This window comes from Aliidiomarina minuta (genome assembly GCF_003987145.1).
Taxonomy (GTDB): Bacteria; Pseudomonadota; Gammaproteobacteria; order Enterobacterales; family Alteromonadaceae; genus Aliidiomarina; species Aliidiomarina minuta.
On record NZ_PIPL01000001.1, the window covers coordinates 345243 to 364440 of the forward strand.

Here is a 19198-nt window from a genome sequence, read left to right on the forward strand (position 1 = left end):
CTGAGTGCCTACGATTTTTTGGCCTTTTTCGGCGGCCCTTTAATGGTTGTAATTTCAACCCAGTTATTACTAATAGCTTTTGCTAAGTCAGATGCCAGGGCTTCACGTACTTGAGCATAGGGCACGTTAATGCCGAGTACTCCGGTGATTTGATTGCGGCCCTGAGACTTTCCGATATAGAGCGACATATCTGCAATTTGCAGAGCTCTTTCCCAATCCAGTTCAGTTTCGTCTAATCCAGCGAAAGGCAATGTAATAAAGCCACCGGTGGCAGATACTTTAATCTCACGTTGTTGATAGATTATGGGCTCCGAAGCGATAATATCGAGTACACGTCGTGCGAATTCGGGAAGTGCTTCGCAGTTGGTACCGCGTAAGTAAATCAAAAATTCCTCACCACCCCAGCGAATCACCATATCAGTACCACGAGATGTTTTTGTTAGACGCGCAGCTAGTTCAACCAACACAGCATCACCAGCGGCATGCCCTTCACGGTCATTAATTTGTTTGAATAAATCAATATCAAGCAATAAAAGTGCGTCTTGCTCGCCAGGTAAACGTTTACGTTCAGTTAAGGCTTGTTGCAGTGAACGTCGATTCTGTAAGCCAGTTAAGGGATCTTTTAGCGACTGGTCCTGTAATTTTTCATTGGCTTCATTCAGTTTTTGGTTAGTTTTTCGTGCCGCCCGATAGGCGATATATACCAGGCATAACGCCATGATTACGACAATAATGAAAAGTACTACGACACGCTGTTGTAGCTGCTTATTTTCCAGCAAACGGGTTTGTAGTTCTCCCCGCTGTTCAAGCAAGAGTATCTGTTGTTTTTGTTCTTCAGCTTCATAACGAATCTGTAATTCGCTGATCGCCTGATCGCGTTCACTACGAAAAATAGCGTTGCGCAGACTTTGTTGTTCTATCAGAGTCTGCGCCTGCTGCTGGTAATCTTCAGCGATCTCGTAAGCATCGGCGAGGTGACTGAGTACGTGAGCTAATTCAGCATCCCTGGAGTAATTGCGAATATCTTCTACCGCAGCTTCCATCGCTGCCAGGCCTTCGACTTCATTGCCCCGACGAACCTCTATATAGCCAAGATTAAATTCCATAATAGCACGGGGTAAGGCTCGGTTAAGCTCGCGGGCTAATTGCTGGCCTTCCGTAAGCACCATTGATGCCTCAGATAGACGGTCCATTAGTATAAGTACTGAGCCGGTATTATTGCGCCCTATGAGGCGAACTCTGTCATCGTTTACCTCTTCAGCCCAGGCTGTTGCTTCAGCGTAGGTGTCTAAAACTTCCTGTGAAGGTCCTTCCTGGCCCAGGATATAGCCTTTAAGCAGATAAAGATCAGGTAAGCGTGAATGCAAACCGTACTCGAGGGACTCTTTAATAGTTTGTTCTGTTAAGGATAAGGCGGCGCTGTTATTTTCCAGATCTGAGTGCAAACGACCAATGTGTAAATTTACAAACTGGCGGCGACGCTGAGTGTTGAGATCGTCGGTTTTGGAAATTACGTCGTGGGCTGTAAACAGATACTCTAATGCAGATTCGTACTGTGAACTTTCACGTAGAATTCGGCCTATTAAGTGATTGGCATAAAATAAAATACGGGGGTTTCGAGCCTGCTCCATTAAAACTTCAATATCAGGTACCAGCCTGAGAGCTTCAGCAGTGTCGCTGGAGCGTAAAAAAAGTTCCGCGCGGATAGCCAGTGCCTCCAGCTGTCCGTTAGCGGGCGCTTGAGCTTTAGCCAGGTTTATAAGTTCTTCACTTTGGCTAAATGCAAGTTCGAAGTTATCTTTTCTTAGCGCCATATCCAGAATGCGATAACTTTCCGCCCTGATACGCGTAGCTATGGGGGTATTTTCGTCCAGCTCTTGCAATATTTGTTGGAAAGCTTGCTGGTCCCGGGGATAAAAACCAACATCCAGTACATCATCCAGACGCCTTTCAAGGGCGGGATCCAGTTCAGCCACAAAATTATCATTCAGGGCGCTATTTGTATCAGCGTGGGCACTGGAATAGCTTATTAATATAATCAGACACAGGAAAAACCGCTGCAAGTTACCTGTATTCATAAAATCATTAGTGCCCGTATTGTTTAATTATTGTTATTGTTCTAATAATAAACGATTGTTAGCAAAGCTACAATATGGATGTGCTGGACTGTTTACAAAAAGAACAGTTTAAGGGCCTGCGGGCATCAGGGGCAGTGCAGTTACGCAGGAAGTATGCAGGAAAACAGGGTCTAGGGCTTATTAATACGCAGGGCACCTGGCTGAATGCTTATTTGCGCCGGAGTAACCCCGAGGTATTCGCCGTCGGCCTGAATCGGAATGCCGGGAGTGGTGACAGTAATCTCGCTGAGTTGCCCGGTTTGCACATTAACTGCATTCAGATGTTTTTGAAAAACCATACGGGCTAAACGCCAGATGGTGCCCAGCCGATTGCCTTCTTTGAGGTGGCAATAAGCGAGTAAACCGTCGTTCACCCGGGCGTGGGGGGTAATAGGTAAGCCTGCACCAAAGTAACGGCCATTGCCTAAAGTCAGCATAAAGCTGCGCCGTGAGCTACCGCTATTAACCTTGGCACTGGCATCTTCCACCGCTATTTCGCGCGCTTTATATAAAGGGAGTAGGGGCAGGGCTTTTAAGATGTAACTAAAACCCCGCGGCCAGGTTTTGTGGCGCAGGCTTTCTATGAGATGGGCATCAAAACCAATGCCTGCAATATTTAAAAAGTAGCGTTCGTTGACCTTGCCTAAATCAATGCTCATCGGGTTACCATTGAGCGCGGTGTCTATGCGGTCATCGGTGCTTAAACCCGCAACCCAGATACGGGCAAAATCATTGCCGCTGCCAGCAGGTAATACGCCAAGAACCGTCGAAGTACCGGCAATGGCATTCACGGCCAGGTTCAAAGTGCCGTCACCTCCAACTGAGATCAGCAGGTCGGCATCCTTACAGGCCTCTTTTAAGTGCACTAAATCGGCAGCGTAGTCGCCGCTGCTGTCGATAATAAGCGCAGATTTCGGCAATTTTTTCTGCAACCTTTTAAACAACAGCTGACGACGCAGGTGTAATGCTGGATTGTGCAGAACCACGATTTTCCGTTCAGAGTTCATAAATTTAACTTCATATTTGCCTGGTTAGTTAGGATATTTGCATAGTGTGCGGGTTAATGACAAATGAGTAACCGTATTAAAAATGCAAAATAATCCGGTTAACCTTGAAATTGTGCAGCCGACCACCAACATACTTTAGTCGTAAGCGGAAAAATCTCTTTACTTAGCAATGGCTTCAGCCTTGCGGTTGCATATAGGCCTGACAACCGCTGACTGCTATAATCATTACCGATTCAAATTCTAATACGTGCTTTGATAAACAGGAATTATTATGTCTGACCACTCAAAAATTATTTACACCGAAACAGATGAAGCGCCACGACTGGCAACTTATTCGCTACTTCCCATCGTCCAGGCGTTTACTAAAGCGGCCGGTGTCTCTATTGAAACACGTGATATTTCCCTGGCTGGCCGTATCATTGCAAACTTTTCTGAGTACCTGAAAGAAGACCAGCGTCAGTCCGACGCATTAGCCGAACTGGGTGAACTGGCGAAGACTCCTGAAGCCAATATCATTAAGTTACCTAATATTAGCGCTTCTATTCCCCAATTGCAGGCGGCTATCAAAGAATTACAAGCGCAGGGTTTTGCCCTTCCTGATTATCCGCACAATCCGCAAACTGATGAAGAAAAAGATATTCGTGCTCGCTATGATCGGGTCAAAGGCAGTGCAGTAAATCCTGTCTTGCGTGAAGGTAACTCAGATCGTCGTGCACCTGCGGCTGTTAAAAACTTTGTTAAAAAACATCCGCACAAAATGGGCGTCTGGAGCAAAGATTCAAAAACCCATGTTGCGCATATGCAGGATGGCGATTTCTACAGTAGTGAACAATCGAAGACTTTTGGCGGTGAAGACGAGCTTAAAATTGTCTTTAACAGCAACGGTCAGCAAACCGTATTAAAAGAGTCCGTTAAAGTATTGGCAGGCGAAGTGGCTGATGCTGCTGTCATGAGCAAAAACAAGCTGCAGGCGTTCTTCGAAAAAGAAACCAAAGCCGCTAAAGAAGAGGGTGTATTGTTGTCACTGCACCTGAAGGCCACCATGATGAAGGTTTCAGACCCTATTATGTTTGGCCATGCGGTGCGCGTTTATTATAAAGAAGCCCTGGCTAAACATGCTGATGCTTTAAAAGATATCGATTTTGACCCGACTAATGGCATTGGTGATGTTTACAGTAAGCTGGACAAGTTACCCACAGATAAGCGCGAAGCGCTGGAAGCGGATCTGAAAGCGGTTTACAACAGTAATCCGGCACTGGCCATGGTCAATTCAGATAAGGGCATCACTAACTTGCATGTGCCAAGCGACATCATTGTCGATGCCTCTATGCCAGCAATGATCCGTGACTCAGGTAAAATGTGGACTCCTGAGAACACTCAGGATGATACCAAAGCCATGATTCCGGACCGCAGCTATGCGGGCGTTTATCAGGAAACTATTAACTTCTGTAAAGAGCACGGCGCTTTTGATCCAGCCACTATGGGTACAGTACCCAACGTTGGCCTGATGGCACAAAAAGCAGAAGAATACGGTTCACACGATAAAACTTTTGAAATCCCTGCGGACGGCACAGTACAGGTTGTTAATCAGGGCGACGACGTTATTTTTGAGCATAAAGTTGAGAAGGGCGATATCTGGCGCATGTGCCAGGTAAAAGACGCACCTATCCGCGACTGGGTAAAACTGGCGGTTAACCGTTCACGCCTGAGTGGCATGCCTGCGGTATTCTGGCTGGACAACAACCGGGCGCACGACCGTGAGCTGATTGTTAAAGTTAAAGAGTACTTAAAAGAGCATGACACCGATGGCCTGGATATCCAGATCATGAACCCGGTGGATGCCACTCGTCACACTTTGCAGCGCTTGAAAGACGGCAAAGACACCATTTCAGTAACGGGCAATGTGTTACGTGACTATCTGACCGATCTGTTCCCGATTCTGGAACTGAACACCAGTGCTAAAATGCTTTCGATAGTGCCACTGATGAACGGCGGTGGTTTATTTGAAACCGGTGCTGGCGGTTCAGCACCTAAGCACGTGCAGCAGTTTGTGGAAGAAAACCATCTACGTTGGGACTCGTTGGGCGAATTCCTGGCCTTAGCCGCGTCGCTGGAACACCTGGGTCGCGCTACGGACAATGAGCGTGCTCTGATCCTGGCAGAAACCCTGGATAAGGCGACTGCCAAGTTCCTTGAGAACAATAAGTCACCGTCACGTAAAGCTGGTGAACTGGACAACCGTGGCAGCCATTTCTACCTGGGCATGTACTGGGCAGAAGCGCTGGCTAACCAGGATAAAGACAGTGAACTTAAAGCACGCTTTAGTAAGCTGGCCGAAGCACTGACTGGTAACGAAGCGGCTATCGTTAAAGAGCTTAACGAAGTGCAGGGCAAGGCAGTTGAAATTGGTGGCTACTTTGAACCGAACACCGACCTGGTTTCTAAAGCTATGCGTCCAAGCAAGTTACTGAATGATACTTTAGCATCATTGTAAGCGAACCGGATTTTCCCGGTATATAGTAAAAGGCCCGCAACGCGGGCCTTTTTCGTAGGGCAGGCTCGGCCTGCCGTGTAAACCCCAAAAAATCACCAACAGCTCCCGGTGGCAGGAGATTTGGCCTTGCCAGGCCGCCGTGAACCGACTTTCGAGCAGGTCGGTAGGGCAGGCTGGGCCTGCCGTGTAGGCATCCAGATATCCTGCAGGGCCGGCGGCAGGTGAAACCTGCCCTACCAAAACCAGCAACACCGTACCTCTGGTGGAACCTGCTTAATTCCGCGTAGGGCAGGCTCGGCCTGCCATGTAAGCCTTCCGGTTTTCTGCAGGGCCGGCGGCAGGTGAAACCTGCCCTACCAAAACCAGCAACACCGTACCTCTGGTGGAACCTGCTTAATTCCGCGTAGGGCAGGCTCGGCCTGCCGTGTAAGCGTTCCGGTTTTCTGCAGGGCCGGCGGCAGGTGAAACCTGCCCTACCAAAACCAGCAACACCGTACCTCTGGTGGAACCTGCTTAATTCCGCGTAGGGCAGGCTGGGCCTGCCGTGTAAGCGTTCCGGTTTTCTGCAGGGCCGGCGGCAGGTGAAACCTGCCCTACCAAAACCAGCAACACCGTACCTCTGGTGGAACCTGCCCTACAATCCATTCCTGTCATTTATTTTGGGCATTAACGTGAGCCTGGCTCGGCCCAGCGCTCTACCCAATCCTGTACTTCGTTGTACCAGTACACTGAGTTATTAGGTTTTAAGATCCAGTGGTTCTCATCCGGGAAGTAGATCAACTCAGACTCTACACCACGCGACTGCAGCGTGCGGAAGAGTTCGAAGCTCTGACCAACCGGAACACGCAGATCCTGTTGTCCGTGGATCAACAGTGCTGGTGTTTCAAAATCACCGGCAAAATAATGCGGAGAAATATCCTGGTAAATTTCAGGCTGGTCCCAGTAATCGCCGAAGCGTTCTGAGTGCACTGCGAAATCCGCTGACATTTGCGAATACATGTTGTAGACCGGCGCGTGGATTACCAGTGACTTGAACGGATGTTCCCGGCCCAGCAAAATAGTGCTCAGGTAACCACCATAACTGCCACCGCCAGCGACCATGCGTTCACTATCTACCCATGACTGTTCTTTAAACCAGTCAGCGGCAGCAATAGTGTCGGCATAAGGAGCCGTTATCCAGTCTGGATTGATCGCATCAGTGAAGTCCTGACCAAAACCACTGGAACCGTGGAAATTGTGCCATGCGGTCACATAACCCCAGGAAGCAAAAGTCTGCGCGTTCCAGCGATAATGAAAACCGTCCGTGATTGCACTGTGGGGGCCACCATGAATCAGTAGAAACAGCGGGTATTCTTTGCTGTCATCGAAACCAGGAGGGTAATGCACCCACATCTGAATTTCCTGGCCATCATGGCCTTCATAAGTGACCGACTCGTAGGTACCCAGTGACACATCAGCTAACAGCTCATCATTGATGCTATCCAGGCGGGTAACGCTACCTGAATTCGGGTTTATACGAACCAGTCGTGCAGGGTGCAGAAAGCTCTCGTTGGAGGCTATCAGAGTGCCGTTGTCGGCAACGCTCAGCCCTGAAAAGTTAGTCTCTTCAGTAATAGCACTGACATGGCCTTGTTGAGCATCAATATGATAAACCCGGGAGGTACCGGCGTCGTCAATTGCGGCATAAAAACCACTGCTGTCAGGCAACCAGACCAGGCCTCGTGCTGAACGATCCCAGTCGCCGCTGATCTCACGTTGCTCGCGGCTGTCCATGTCCATCAGCACAATATTTGCGGTATCAGCGTAGAAACCAGCGATTTGCTGACGCGTATACGCCAAAGTCTGGCCGTCTGGACTGAATAGCGGGTTGCCATCGGGGGCGGTGTTTTCCGCGGTCAGGTTTTCAGCACTGTCGCTACCAATGCGCGCCAGAAAGATATCAATTTCCGGGTTTACCTGGTTGTCACTGCTGTTGGAGTTAAAAGCAATCCAGCTTTCATCGGGTGACACGTCATAACTGCTAGTGCCTTGTGAAGAGCGTGGCAGCTCTATGCCCATAGGCTGAGTAATAGCTTCGATCGCATCGGTGCTGTCGCCATCTTCGACTGGAATGCGAAATACATGGGCCTGACGGTTTTCATCCAGATAATGGTCAAACTGAGAATAGGGCAGGGCCGTCCATTTCATGGCTGAAACGTTAGAGTCTTTTTCGTGTTGTCTGCGCTCCTTAATTTCATCCCAGTCTTTATCTGGCCAGACCCGGCTGATGAAATAAAAGTGCTCGCCGACCCATTTCATGCCGTACGCCTCCGTAGGTACATCACTGACACGGTAAGCTTCGCCCGGCTCGTCGATAGGCAGGACATAGATTTGTCCCTCTTCGTCCTTGTGGCGTTGGCTGATAAAAGCCAGCTTGCTGCCATCAGGCGAAAATACGGCGTTGCTCACCCGCTGACCTTCAGCGGTTAACGGACGTTGTACTTCACCATCTTCAGAAAATAACCAAAGGCGTGTTGCGCCTTCATCGCTATCCATATCGTAACTAGTGACAGGAGCTACAATATGACCACCCTGAGGGGAAATCAGCGGCGAACCTATGCGTTCAATTTCCCAGATGAGTTCCTGGGTTAATAATTTTTCTTCCGCCTGTACTGCACTAAAAGGCAGCAACAGAAGGCAGAACATAATGCTGAGTCTTTTCATAGTTTATCTCATTACATTTGGGTTAAGAGTTCATAAATATCATAGAGAAAAATATTGTTACTGTATAACAATAAATGAAATCCGCGATATTCTCGGGCAGCATCTTTGCAAAGGTCAAACAATTAACATATTTTTGACATTGTTCTGACATGATACAGAACTAAGCTTCAGTTTTGTATACAAGCCAGGAGCAGAAGAATATGAAAATCTTTCTCGCCGTATTAATGCTATTAACTGCGGCGCCCGTATGGGCGCAGCAACCTATTGCCTACTGGGCACAGAACGACAATCAGCTTGCCGATGGCAGTGCTGGTTTTGAGCCTGCCTCTTTTCCGCAGTATGCGGACCTGGGTTATGGCGAACTTTATGTGCAGGATTTCAATGACGAACTGGACGCTGACGGTGCATACCGCTGGTTACAAAGCTTTGCCGGAAGCACGGCCAACGCGGTCTCCGGTTTCCCCGCGGGGGGTTCTCTTTCTATTCAGGGGGCGACGAACAACACAAACAATGGCGTTTCTGTTGTATTGCGCGTAGACACCCGTGAATATCAGGATATTCAGGTCAGCTGGGCGCAGCGCGGTACGGGCACCGGATTTGATAGTCGTCAATTCTCCTGGTCGACCGATGGTGCCAGTTACAACTTAGTGGATGTAGATGAAGGCAGCCTGGGGTCCTCCTGGCAAGTGCAGTCCTATGATTTGTCGTCAGTAAGCGCGATTAATGACAATCCCGTGGTGTACTTTCGCATAACACTGGATGGTGCCAGCAGTGCAAATGGTAACAACCGACTAGATAATATTCGGGTGCAGGGTGTACGAATAGCGGATGCGTCGCGTGTTGGTGTTTATGACAATGACTTCCCAAGCAATCCTTTTTACCGGGGCTGGAGTCAGTTTGTTGTCAGTGGTGAATCAAGCTGGGAGTGGGATGAATCCTTCAATAACATTAGTTATACACCTTTCCTTGATGGCAATTGTCAGCCAGGCGAGAGCTGGCTGGTTTCACCTGGATTTGACCTGGATTCACAGCAGGACGAGCGGGTTGCTTTTGAAATTGCCCGCGGTTTCGCTGGAGATAATGACCTTGAGGTGCTGTATTCGACGGATTACCAGGGTGGGGACGTTTCATCGGCAAGCTGGTCTCTGCTGAGTGTGATTACCAGCGCTGATTTTGATAACAACAATGTGCCGCAGCGTTTTGACGGCTTTGAGCAATTACAGAACGAACAGGGGCATGCGCATATTGCCTTTCGTTTTGTTTATTCTTCGGGTGAATGCGGTACCTGGCGGCTCAACAAACTGCAGCTAACTGCCGAGCTGGCGGAGTCAGACCCCGTTGATTTTGCATGTGGTGCTCCGACAACCCCTGTTCACAGAGTACAGGGAAGCAACTTTCAAAGCCCCATGCAGGGCGCTGAAGTGCAACTGGAAGCTATAGTGACCACAGCTTTTTTAGCCACTGACGAGAGCCAGATTGGCGGTTTTTATATGCAGGCAGCCGATCATGAACATGATTCGGATCCCTATACTTCAGAAGGTATATTTGTGGATGCTTCGGGACAATACCTGAGCCTGAACGAGGGGGACCGGGTCCGTGTTCAGGGTGAGGTAGAAGAGTCTTTTGAGCAGACTCAGATAAGTAACCTGAGTGATTTTGAAGTCTGTACCACGGGTCAGTCAGATCAAGTCACTGCATTGCCTCTGGAATTACCGATAAGCGATTTTCTTCAGTTTGAGGCAGTCGAGGGAATGTTAGTCGAGCTGCCACAGGAGTTGACCGTCACCGACGTTTTTAATGCAGTTCGGTTCGCTGAAATTCAGGTATCAAAGGGTCCTTTATTTATCCCGACTCAGGTCGCAACCCCAGGCCCTGAAGCCCAGGCTGTAAAGCGTGCTAATCAGCATAATAGACTCGTTCTGGATGATGGTCGTACAGGCTCCAACCGCACTCCATTTTTAATCGGCGAGGATGGAGTATCGCCGTTATCGGCGCACAACCCAATACGTAACGGATACCGAATTGAGCAGGGCCATCAGGGCGTTATGGGTTACAGTTTTGCTGAATACCGGGTACGTTCGCAGCAGCTGCCTGACTATTTAAGCCAGGCCAATCCAAGAACCGCTCAACCTGGAATCGCCTCCGGAGGCAACCTGCGAGTGGCCAGTTATAATCTGGAAAACCTGTTTGCGACCTTAGGCGATTCAGGTGAAACCTGCGGCCCGAATCAGTTGTCCTGTCGAGGTGCTGCAGATGAAGAGGAACTGCAACGTCAGCTGCAGAAAATTGTCTCTGCCATTATCGCACTGGACGCGCAGGTAGTGGCCCTGGCTGAAGTTGAAAATGATGCCGACGACGCCACTTTGCAAATGCTGGTAGATGCTTTAAATCAAGCGGACAGACTGGGTCGCTGGGACTACATTGCAACCGGCTGGTTAGGCACTGACGCGATAAAGCCTGGCTTTATATACCAGTCATTGCGGGCACGACCTATAGGTGACTATGCGGTGCTGGATTCGAGTGTGGATCCTGATTTTGATACGTCCCGTCAACGGCCTGCGCTGGCACAAAGCTTTCGTGCCAATAACAGTGGTCGTTTCACTGCGGTAGCCCTGCATTTAAGAGCTAAGGCGTCATGCCCTGACAGTGGTCCGGACTCTGACCAGGGCGATGGACAGGGCTGTTGGAATGACTGGCGAACCCGCTCAACAGGTGCTCTGGCGCGCTGGTTAGAAGAGGATCCTACCGGTAATGGTGTGGCTGCGGTTCTGTTGCTGGGCGATTTTAATGCCTATGCACAGGAAGATCCGATGCGTTTGCTGGAGAGCGAGGGCTACAGCAACCTGGCGATTGCAGCCAATAATGGTAACCCGGAAGTTTACAGTTATACCTTCTTCGGTGAGTCAGGAAGCCTGGACCATGGTCTGGCAAACCCGGTACTGGCAGAACAGGTGGTAGATGCAGGTTACTGGCCAATTAATGCGGATGAGCTTCCCGTATTTAACTACAATACCGGGACGCTGCCAGGCGGTTTCTTAGAAAAGCCGGATAACTTTTACAGTACGCAACCGTTTCGTTCTTCCGATCATGATCCCATGGTTATCGAACTGAACCTGCGGCGCTGTACTCCAGGATTACGTAATTTACCCAGACATTCTTTAGGTAAAGAGCTAAACAGCCCTGAGTGTTAGAATGGCAAAAGAAAACAGGCACCGTGAGGTGCCTGTTTTTATGGCTTTACGAGTTTATTCAGTTTCGGGTTTGTTTTTAGCAGTGGCCAGGCGCTCGACGTTGAGGGCAATAGAAAGCAGTAAAATAAGGCTTTCTTTAAAAAATGACATCAGTATCACAGCGAAATAGCTGTATACAAGCACACCAATGGCGGCAGCTATCCCTGAAAATAAACCGAGATTAAAAATACCGCCGAGTAGCGTTATGACGGCGATCAAGGCACCGACAAACCAGGATAAAAAGATGACGCCGTCCCAGGCGGCACGAAACCAATCGAAAACCGGGAATTCAGTGGTAGTCGACTTGTCAGTTTCACTGCCAGCGTGCTCCCGCATAGTTGCCAGCCGGTAGGCTGCACCTTTCCAGATTCGCCATGGTATGGTGAAGAAGCGAACTATGCACAGAATAAGCGCCTGAATTACTGCTGGGCCAATTTGACTTTGTATTTGTGACATTTCTAATTCCTTGTTTTAGTTATTTTTCCTACGCATGTGTTGCGTACCAGCCGAATATAACAATAATCTCACAAAAGAATCTAGCGGAGTCTGAATCTCTGTTTCAGATCAATAATGTTTCAGATCAATAGCTTTTCTGGCGTAGCTGCTACTCTAATAGGCAAACAAACAGGGATTTTTTATGTTTAAGGTTCTTCTCGGTGTCGCTCGGGTTAACTTCTTAACTCTGAGCCTGGTCTGCGTGGCGCTTGCTGCGGCATTAGGCTGGCTGCAACAGGGTATTTTGTTGTGGTCAAATCTGCTACTCGTGCTGGTGATGGCATTAGCGGCTCATATCAGTGTGAATGCATTTAATGAATACTTTGATTTTCGTTCAGGGCTCGACTTTCTCACTCCAAAAACACCATTTAGCGGTGGCAGCGGCAGCCTGGTTGCGAATCCGGAAGGAGCCTATCCTGCTCTGACTCTGGCTATACTGACATTGGTTATGGTGACACTTATCGGTCTTTGGCTGGCTGCGCAGGTAAGCTGGCTGTTGCTGTTACTAGGTATCCCCGGTGTGTTTATTATTTACGCCTATACCAATCATATTAATCGTTTTCCCTTTCTTTGCCTGTTGGCTCCGGGCGTTGGTTTTGGTTTGTTAATGACCCTGGGCGCCAGTTGGGTGTTATCGGTGGGCGTAACCCCAGGTGCTGTGGTACTGGCTGTGATTATGACGCTGCTGGTAAGTAATCTGTTATTACTGAATCAGTTTCCGGACGTAGAAGCCGACCGTCAAGTTGGGCGAAGGCATCTGCCTATTTTGTGGGGGCGCCGTAAAAGCGCGGTTGTTTTTATGGCTATTCATATACTTAGCTATCTAACGCTGCTACTGGGCGTCATGGCAGGCTGGTTGCCTGAGCATACCTTGCTGGGCTTATTTAGCGGCTTATTACTCATTAAGTTGCTGCCCGGCGTGTGGCGTTATGCGGACGAGCCGCAGCTTCTGCCTCCTTATCTTGGGCTGAATGTAATGCTCATTCATTTTTTTCCTTTATTGATCATAGCGGGTTTATTATGGGCAGCAGCATGAAACAACTGGATTTTGATCTGGTAGTTATTGGCGGTGGCGGCGCCGGTTTGCGCGCTGCTATTGCCGCGGCCGAAAGCGCTGCGGACAATTTCAGTATTGCCTTAGTTTCTAAAGTCTATCCCATGCGTTCGCATACCGTTGCTGCCGAAGGTGGAGCGGCCGCAGTGACCCGTGAAGATGACAGTCTTGAAGCTCACTTTGACGACACCGTAGCGGGCGGAGACTGGCTGGCTGAACAATCCGTAGTGGATTATTTTGTCCGTCATGCGCATCAGGAGCTGGTGCAAATGGAGCACTGGGGTTGCCCATGGAGCCGCGACAAAGAAGGTAATGTGCAAGTGCGGCGCTTTGGTGGCATGCGCACAGAACGAACCTGGTTTGCCGCCGATAAAACCGGTTTTCATATGTTACACACCTTATTTCAGACCTCATTGAAATATGCCCAGATTCAGCGCCTGGACGAGTATTTTGTACTGGATATAGTGGTGCACGAGGGCCAGGTGGCGGGGGTGATCGCGCTTGAAGTAGCAACGGGCGAATTGACCCTGCTGCGGGCTAAGACGGTCATTATGGCAACGGGCGGTGCAGGGCGTCTATTTCGTTTTAATACCAACGGCGGCATAGTTACTGGCGACGGCATGGCCATCGCGTTTCGCCAGGGCGTAGCGTTGCGCGATATGGAATTTGTCCAGTACCACCCAACCGGGCTGCCAGGTTCGGGTATTTTAATTACGGAAGCCTGCCGCGGTGAAGGTGGTATCCTGCTCAATAACCAGGGCTATCGATATTTACAGGACTACGGGCTGGGTCCGGAAACCGAACTGGGCAAGCCGCAAAATAAATACATGGAGCTGGGGCCAAGGGATAAACTCTCGCAGGCTTTCTGGCACGAGCAACAGGCGGGCAGAACTGCAAAATATGGCGACAGCGATGTGGTCTATCTGGACTTACGTCACTTGGGTAAAGACTACCTGCACGAACGACTGCCTTTTATCTGCGAACTGGCCAAATCTTACGTCAATATAGATCCTGTCAAAGAACCCATTCCCATACGACCCGCGGTGCATTACACCATGGGTGGCATTGAAACCGATGCCCATTGTGAAACCTCAGTTACCGGGTTATATGCCGTTGGTGAGTGCGCTTCAGTAGGTCTGCACGGAGCCAACCGATTAGGTTCTAATTCATTGACTGAATTGCTGGTGTTTGGGCGCCTGGCGGGAGAAACCGCGGTCAGGCAGGCTGCGCACTGTACTTTCATAGAAAGCGAACAGCTCAGTTTGCAGGCACAGCAACATGCACAGCGTTTAGATAAGTTACGTCAGGGCAAAGGCAGTGAAAACTGGGTGGTGCTGAAGCGGGAACTGGTTTGCGTAATGGAGCAGGGCTGTGGCATTTACCGTACAGAGCAGGGCATGCAGGAGGCGCTTAACAGCATCCATCAGCTGCAACAGGCCTATACACAGGTGGGCCTGGGCGATACCAGCAAAGCTTATAATACCGACCTGCTGCAATGCCTTGAGTTTGGTTTCGCTTTGGATGTGGCTGAAGCCATCTGCCTTGCGGCGCTGGAGCGGCGTGAATCCAGAGGCGCTCATCAGCGCCTCGACGAAGGCTTTACCGAGCGCAATGATGAGAAGTATTTAAAACACAGCCTGGTGCATTATATGGGTCCGGATCAGGTGGCCCGTCTGTCCTGGCAGTCGGTAGATACCAGTCTTTCAAAGCCTGCTGCACGTCTGTACGGCGATGCGGGCAAGGAGGCTAAGTCATGAGCACTCAAGAACTAATTACCCAGGAACTAATTACCCAGGTAAAGATTCAGCGCTATTTGCCCGAGCAGCATAACGAGCCTTACTGGCAGACTTTTACCGTGCCCATGGATGAAAGCACGTCGATTCTGGATGCTTTAAACCACATCAAGGAAGAGCAGGACCCCAGCTTAAGTTACCGCTGGTCCTGTCGTATGGCGATTTGCGGCTCCTGCGGCGTGATGGTCAATGGCATTCCTAAGCTAGGCTGTAAAACTTTTCTACGTGATTACAGTGGCCCCTTGAAAATAGAGCCCTTGGCTCATTTTCCTATAGAAAAAGATCTCATGGTCGACATGGATACTTTTCTGCAGCATCTGACCGCGGTCCAACCTTATCTTATCCCTGATTTTATCAACGAACAGCCAGCATCCACGGAACCCTATAAACAAACACCGGCTCAGCTAGCTAAATATCGCCAGTTCGCTAACTGCATTAACTGTGGTTTATGTTATTCGGCCTGCCCTCAGTTTGGCCTGAATGCGGAATTTTTAGGACCGGCCGCTTTGACCCTGGCGCACCGATATAATCTGGACAGCCGGGATACAGGAAAAGACCAGCGTATGGCGCAATTAAACAGCCATGAAGGCGTCTGGGGCTGCACTTTTGTGGGGTTTTGTTCTGAAGTCTGCCCTAAAGGCGTGGATCCGGCGGCGGCAGTCAATCAGGGTAAAGTCGAGGCGGCTAAAAGCACGCTCATCGCTTTATTTAAAGGGTAACCTTATGCATAACAAAGCCGGTTTCGAGAAGCCACTAAATGCTCTCTGGTGGTTAAAACACCGTTTTTTTAAAGCTTACATGCTGCGTGAAGCGACCGTCATCCCGCTGCTCTTTTTTATTGGCTGCATGCTGGCGGGCATCTACAGCCTGCTGCAGGGGGAAAACCAATGGCTGGCCTGGTTGGGTTTTATGCAACAGAGCTGGGTGGTAGGGCTGAATATACTGGCATTGCTTGCCAGTCTTTATCATGCATTGACCTTCTTTGTGTTATTTCCACGGGTTATGCCCTTAAGCCTGGGTGATTATAGGATACCTGCATGGGCCATAGTGGCCGGGCAGTGGATGGCCGTGGTAGCAGTACTGTTGTTTTTTGGATGGTTATTCTTATGAAAAAATTCAAACTGAATGCTGAACCCTTATGGTGGGTGCTTTTCAGTGCCGGAGGTGTATGTTTTGCAGTGGTGGTGCCTGCCGCTATTTTGTTTATAGCTATCCTGCAGCCCTTAGGCCTGCTACCTCAGGGCGCCCTGGACGCAAATCGGGCAGATGTTTTGCTGTTCAGTCTGGGCGGTTTTGTGTTTATTGGCGCTGTTATTTGTCTGCCGTTATTTCATGCCGCACACCGGCTACGACATGGGCTTTATGATTTAAAGCTAGGTCGGGATAACATTAATAAATATATTTGTTATGGCAGTGCCGCTTTGCTTAGCGCGTTGGCTCTTTATTGGTTTATTTCTGGCCTGCTCTGATTTCTCCTATTGGCCTCATGCTCGGGCAGCTGGCTGTGTTATGATTTGCTTATAGAAAGTTGAATGTTAAAAATTAACGGAGAAAAACAGAAATGCGTGTGTGTGGAGTAGAGATAAAAGGTAGCGAGGCGATGATATGCCTGATGGAACTGGAAGAAGGTCTGTTTCAGCTGCCTGACTGTCGCCAGATTCGCTTTCAATTAAGTAAAGATCAGGAAACTGAAAACATGCGTAAGTTTCAGTTTGCTTTTGCTAAATTCCTGGAAGACTACCAGGTAGAGCAGGTTGTTATTAAAGAGCGCCCACAGAAAGGAAAATTTGCCGGTGGCGCTGTGGGTTTTAAAATGGAAGCGGCTATGCAGCTGATTGAAGATCGCGAAGTTAGTATCATGACGGGCACTGAGCTGAAAGAAAAGCTCAAGCGAAACCCTATGCCGGTAGAGTTTGAGGATACCGGTTTAAAAGCTTTTCAGAAAACAGCATTCACTGTGGCCTATGCGTTCTTAGCACATTAAATAGCACATTAAAGCGGACAGAAACCAAAAAGGGTGGCTATTCATTAAGCCACCCTTTTTGGTTGCAGCGAAGTCAGTTACATCAGGTAACTAATATGCTGATAGAAGCGTACCACGACGTCGTCTTTTTCTTCGCGCAGTGCCAGCTTTTTAGCAAAGGTATGCAGCGCAGATTCAACCCGGTTCATAAATAGGCCATAACCTACTTCAGTTTTATCCTGCTGGCTGGCGACAATAATAAAGTGAGCGGCTTCAACCAGATTATCAGGCTGCCAGAAGCTGAGTAACTGGGGATCAGATGCTGCGGGGTCAAAGCTTATTTTTTGCAGTTCACTGTTTTCTTCTGAAACATCAACCTGACTGTTACGCACTAAGGGTGTTTTGCCATTGGCGACCATTGCCAGCCGATCTAATTCTTTGCCTTCACAAGCCTTACTGAAGGCGTCCTGCAGTGATTGGTAAAGGTCAGCAGTGGAATGATGGACTTTAAGGTTATGCTTCAATCTGCGGGTTAACGGCAGCGTCACCGTCACGTAGGTGATTTCGCTGTGTTTCTCCGGCATATCACACTTACGTGCCTGATAACGTGGGTACAGTGCTCTGAGCTTGTAGGCATAGGTCTCTTTATGCCCTTTGCTTTTAGCAAAGAGATCATAGGACAGGTGCTGGTGGTCACGTACTTTTATATCCAGTTTAATATTAGGCAGTTCAGCTTTGAACTTGACTAAGAAACGTCTGACCCGGGAATGGAACGTGGCGGCATTAGCACGTAGCTCAGAACCGGTAGCCAGAAACAGCATGCGGATTTTACGGGCTTTGTAGTCCGGCTTAATAAAAGCATTTTGTGCTTCATGGAAGTTGGGATTGTAGAAAAACAGAATCTGTTTATCGGTCTGGAAAGTCAGGGCTTCGGTATGAAAACGCACTACGGGCAGTTTATCATTCGCTATGAAATGCACATTCGTCAGTTGTTCATCTTCGGCTAGACGGAAAAACAATCGACTTAGCTTGTCGTAACAATGGTCGCTGCTGTTGAAAGCCTCATAGAACTCATCGCTGGGTTTGATTTCAGCCAGAAGATACTGATTAGAATGGGCATTGGTAGGTAAATAGGCGCGATGTTTACTACTCATTGTGAGCTCCCTGTTAACTTAAAAAACTAAGTCTAGGACATCGGCGCCTGTTTTATATTGTTCTGGGATAAATAATTAAGCAGTAGTAGGGGGCTTTTTCGGTTTAGCCGTCTTCTTGGCGTTTAAAGCAATAAGCAGCTCCTCACGTTCACGGGCCAGAAACAGCGCCAGATCTTCAACTTCTTTCTCTGATTGTAAAGCTCCGCTTTTTTGCAGCAGTGGAAACAGCTTCTCAGCCATATCCAGCATCTTGTCATGGGCGTCAGCTTCGGCTTTTGAGGTAAAGGTCATTTTCTCTTCTCCGTCGCGAACAACTACGTACTGAGTGATCACAGTCATGGTGATGTCCTTGTTTTGATAAGTTTAAACACTGTGATTTTATACAGTATTGAGATTTTGTTTGCAATCAAGGATTTATAACTGACCAGTGTAAATAAATAATTCCATACTACTGCGTCGGGTATAACCCTCTCTTTACAAGGGACATAGCAATAATTGAGTTCTCATTTTTTGAACTATGTAAGGGGGATTATACGCAAAAATCGAACATGAATAGAAAGGTACGGTTGAATGTGATGCCAACTGTACTAATGTTTATTAGGTATGTGTAGAACAACGGCGAGCGACTATGCAAACTGACAAGGTATCAGAATTAATGAATATTAAGCTGAAAATACCGGACCCGGAAGACGGTCTGGCACTTAACGAACTCGTCGAACAGAACCCTCCTCTTGACCCCAATTCTCTCTATTGCAACTTATTGCAGACCAGTCATTTTGCGAAGACCGCAGTAGCAGCTGAACATGAGGGGAGTTTAGTAGGTTTTGTTTCCGGCTACATCAAACCCGAGCAGCCAGATACTTATTTTCTCTGGCAGGTGGTAGTTGGCGAGGCAGCCCGGGGGCAGGGGCTGGCAAAGAGAATGGTGCAGCATCTGTTTGACCGCGATTTTTTTAAAAGCGTTAAATGGCTGGAAACTACCATTACTCCTGACAACGAGGCCTCGCAAAAACTATTTAAGTCATTAGCAAGAGACTGGGATGCAGGGATAGAAACCAAGGTTATGTTTGACCGGGAGCGACATTTTGGTGGTCACCATAACAGTGAAGAGTTGTATCGGATTGGCCCAATAAATAACTAGTCCGATAAGCAGCAGAATTTATTAGCAAGACAGATTTTTAATTGTTG

General features: G+C 48.6%; 15 protein-coding genes. 9 read left to right on the forward strand and 6 right to left on the reverse strand.

The features are described from left to right. Positions 1-8: 8 nt before the first annotated feature. Positions 9-2078, reverse strand: a complete 2070-nt coding sequence (locus tag CWE09_RS01690; RefSeq protein WP_126802175.1) for a GGDEF domain-containing protein — start codon at positions 2076-2078, stop codon at positions 9-11. 170 nt (positions 2079-2248) lie between these two features. Continuing rightward, a complete protein-coding gene (locus CWE09_RS01695) occupies positions 2249-3124 on the reverse strand; it encodes a diacylglycerol/lipid kinase family protein (RefSeq protein ID WP_126802176.1) in 876 nt (291 codons plus the stop codon). 271 nt (positions 3125-3395) lie between these two features. On the opposite strand from CWE09_RS01695, the gene CWE09_RS01700 reads away from it, so the two are divergent. After that, positions 3396-5618, forward strand: coding sequence for an NADP-dependent isocitrate dehydrogenase (locus tag CWE09_RS01700; RefSeq protein ID WP_241974280.1), 2223 nt, complete (start codon positions 3396-3398; stop codon positions 5616-5618). Between the two features lie 666 nt (positions 5619-6284). Here the strand turns inward: CWE09_RS01700 and CWE09_RS01715 are convergent. Then, positions 6285-8321, reverse strand: a complete 2037-nt coding sequence (locus CWE09_RS01715) for an alpha/beta hydrolase family protein (RefSeq protein ID WP_126802178.1) — start codon at positions 8319-8321, stop codon at positions 6285-6287. Between the two features lie 200 nt (positions 8322-8521). On the opposite strand from CWE09_RS01715, the gene CWE09_RS01720 reads away from it, so the two are divergent. Then, on the forward strand, positions 8522-11512 hold the full coding sequence (locus tag CWE09_RS01720) for an ExeM/NucH family extracellular endonuclease (RefSeq protein ID WP_126802179.1): 2991 nt from the start codon (positions 8522-8524) through the stop codon (positions 11510-11512). Between the two features lie 54 nt (positions 11513-11566). Here the strand turns inward: CWE09_RS01720 and CWE09_RS01725 are convergent, their stop codons facing one another. After that, on the reverse strand, positions 11567-12007 hold the full coding sequence (locus CWE09_RS01725; RefSeq protein WP_126802180.1) for a hypothetical protein: 441 nt from the start codon (positions 12005-12007) through the stop codon (positions 11567-11569). A 181-nt stretch (positions 12008-12188) separates the two neighbouring features. Here CWE09_RS01725 and CWE09_RS01730 point away from each other — a divergent pair, with 181 nt between their 5' ends. The 6 genes from CWE09_RS01730 to CWE09_RS01755 all read left to right on the forward strand — a co-directional run bounded on the left by CWE09_RS01730 (position 12189) and on the right by CWE09_RS01755 (position 16877). Continuing rightward, on the forward strand, positions 12189-13082 hold the full coding sequence (locus CWE09_RS01730; protein ID WP_126802181.1) for a prenyltransferase: 894 nt from the start codon (positions 12189-12191) through the stop codon (positions 13080-13082). Then, a complete protein-coding gene (gene frdA, locus CWE09_RS01735) occupies positions 13079-14857 on the forward strand; it encodes a fumarate reductase (quinol) flavoprotein subunit (RefSeq protein WP_126802182.1) in 1779 nt (592 codons plus the stop codon). Before CWE09_RS01730 ends, frdA begins: the two co-directional genes overlap by 4 nt. Further along, positions 14854-15612 carry a succinate dehydrogenase/fumarate reductase iron-sulfur subunit gene (locus CWE09_RS01740; RefSeq protein ID WP_126802183.1) on the forward strand — a complete coding sequence of 253 codons (759 nt, stop codon included), beginning with the start codon at positions 14854-14856 and terminating at the stop codon, positions 15610-15612. Before frdA ends, CWE09_RS01740 begins: the two co-directional genes overlap by 4 nt. 4 nt (positions 15613-15616) lie before the next feature. Continuing rightward, positions 15617-16003, forward strand: coding sequence for a fumarate reductase subunit C (locus CWE09_RS01745; RefSeq protein WP_126802184.1), 387 nt, complete (start codon positions 15617-15619; stop codon positions 16001-16003). After that, positions 16000-16362 carry a fumarate reductase subunit FrdD gene (gene frdD / locus CWE09_RS01750; RefSeq protein ID WP_126802185.1) on the forward strand — a complete coding sequence of 121 codons (363 nt, stop codon included), beginning with the start codon at positions 16000-16002 and terminating at the stop codon, positions 16360-16362. The genes CWE09_RS01745 and frdD overlap by 4 nt, the downstream gene beginning before the upstream one ends. A 92-nt stretch (positions 16363-16454) precedes the next feature. After that, positions 16455-16877: a DUF3010 family protein gene (locus tag CWE09_RS01755; RefSeq protein WP_126802186.1), complete on the forward strand. Its 423-nt coding sequence runs from the start codon at positions 16455-16457 to the stop codon at positions 16875-16877. A 77-nt stretch (positions 16878-16954) separates the two neighbouring features. Here the strand turns inward: CWE09_RS01755 and CWE09_RS01760 are convergent, their stop codons facing one another. Both CWE09_RS01760 and CWE09_RS01765 read right to left on the reverse strand, forming a co-directional pair. Then, the gene (locus tag CWE09_RS01760) at positions 16955-18010 is read right to left on the reverse strand and encodes a DUF3083 family protein (protein WP_126802187.1); all 1056 of its coding nucleotides are present in this window, start codon (positions 18008-18010) and stop codon (positions 16955-16957) included. 75 nt (positions 18011-18085) lie between these two features. After that, a complete protein-coding gene (locus CWE09_RS01765; RefSeq protein ID WP_126802188.1) occupies positions 18086-18349 on the reverse strand; it encodes a YebG family protein in 264 nt (87 codons plus the stop codon). 316 nt (positions 18350-18665) lie between these two features. Here CWE09_RS01765 and ectA point away from each other — a divergent pair, with 316 nt between their 5' ends. Beyond that, positions 18666-19151 (forward strand): diaminobutyrate acetyltransferase, encoded by a 486-nt coding sequence (gene ectA, locus CWE09_RS01770; RefSeq protein ID WP_126802189.1) that lies wholly within the window; start codon positions 18666-18668, stop codon positions 19149-19151. Positions 19152-19198 lie beyond the last annotated feature (47 nt).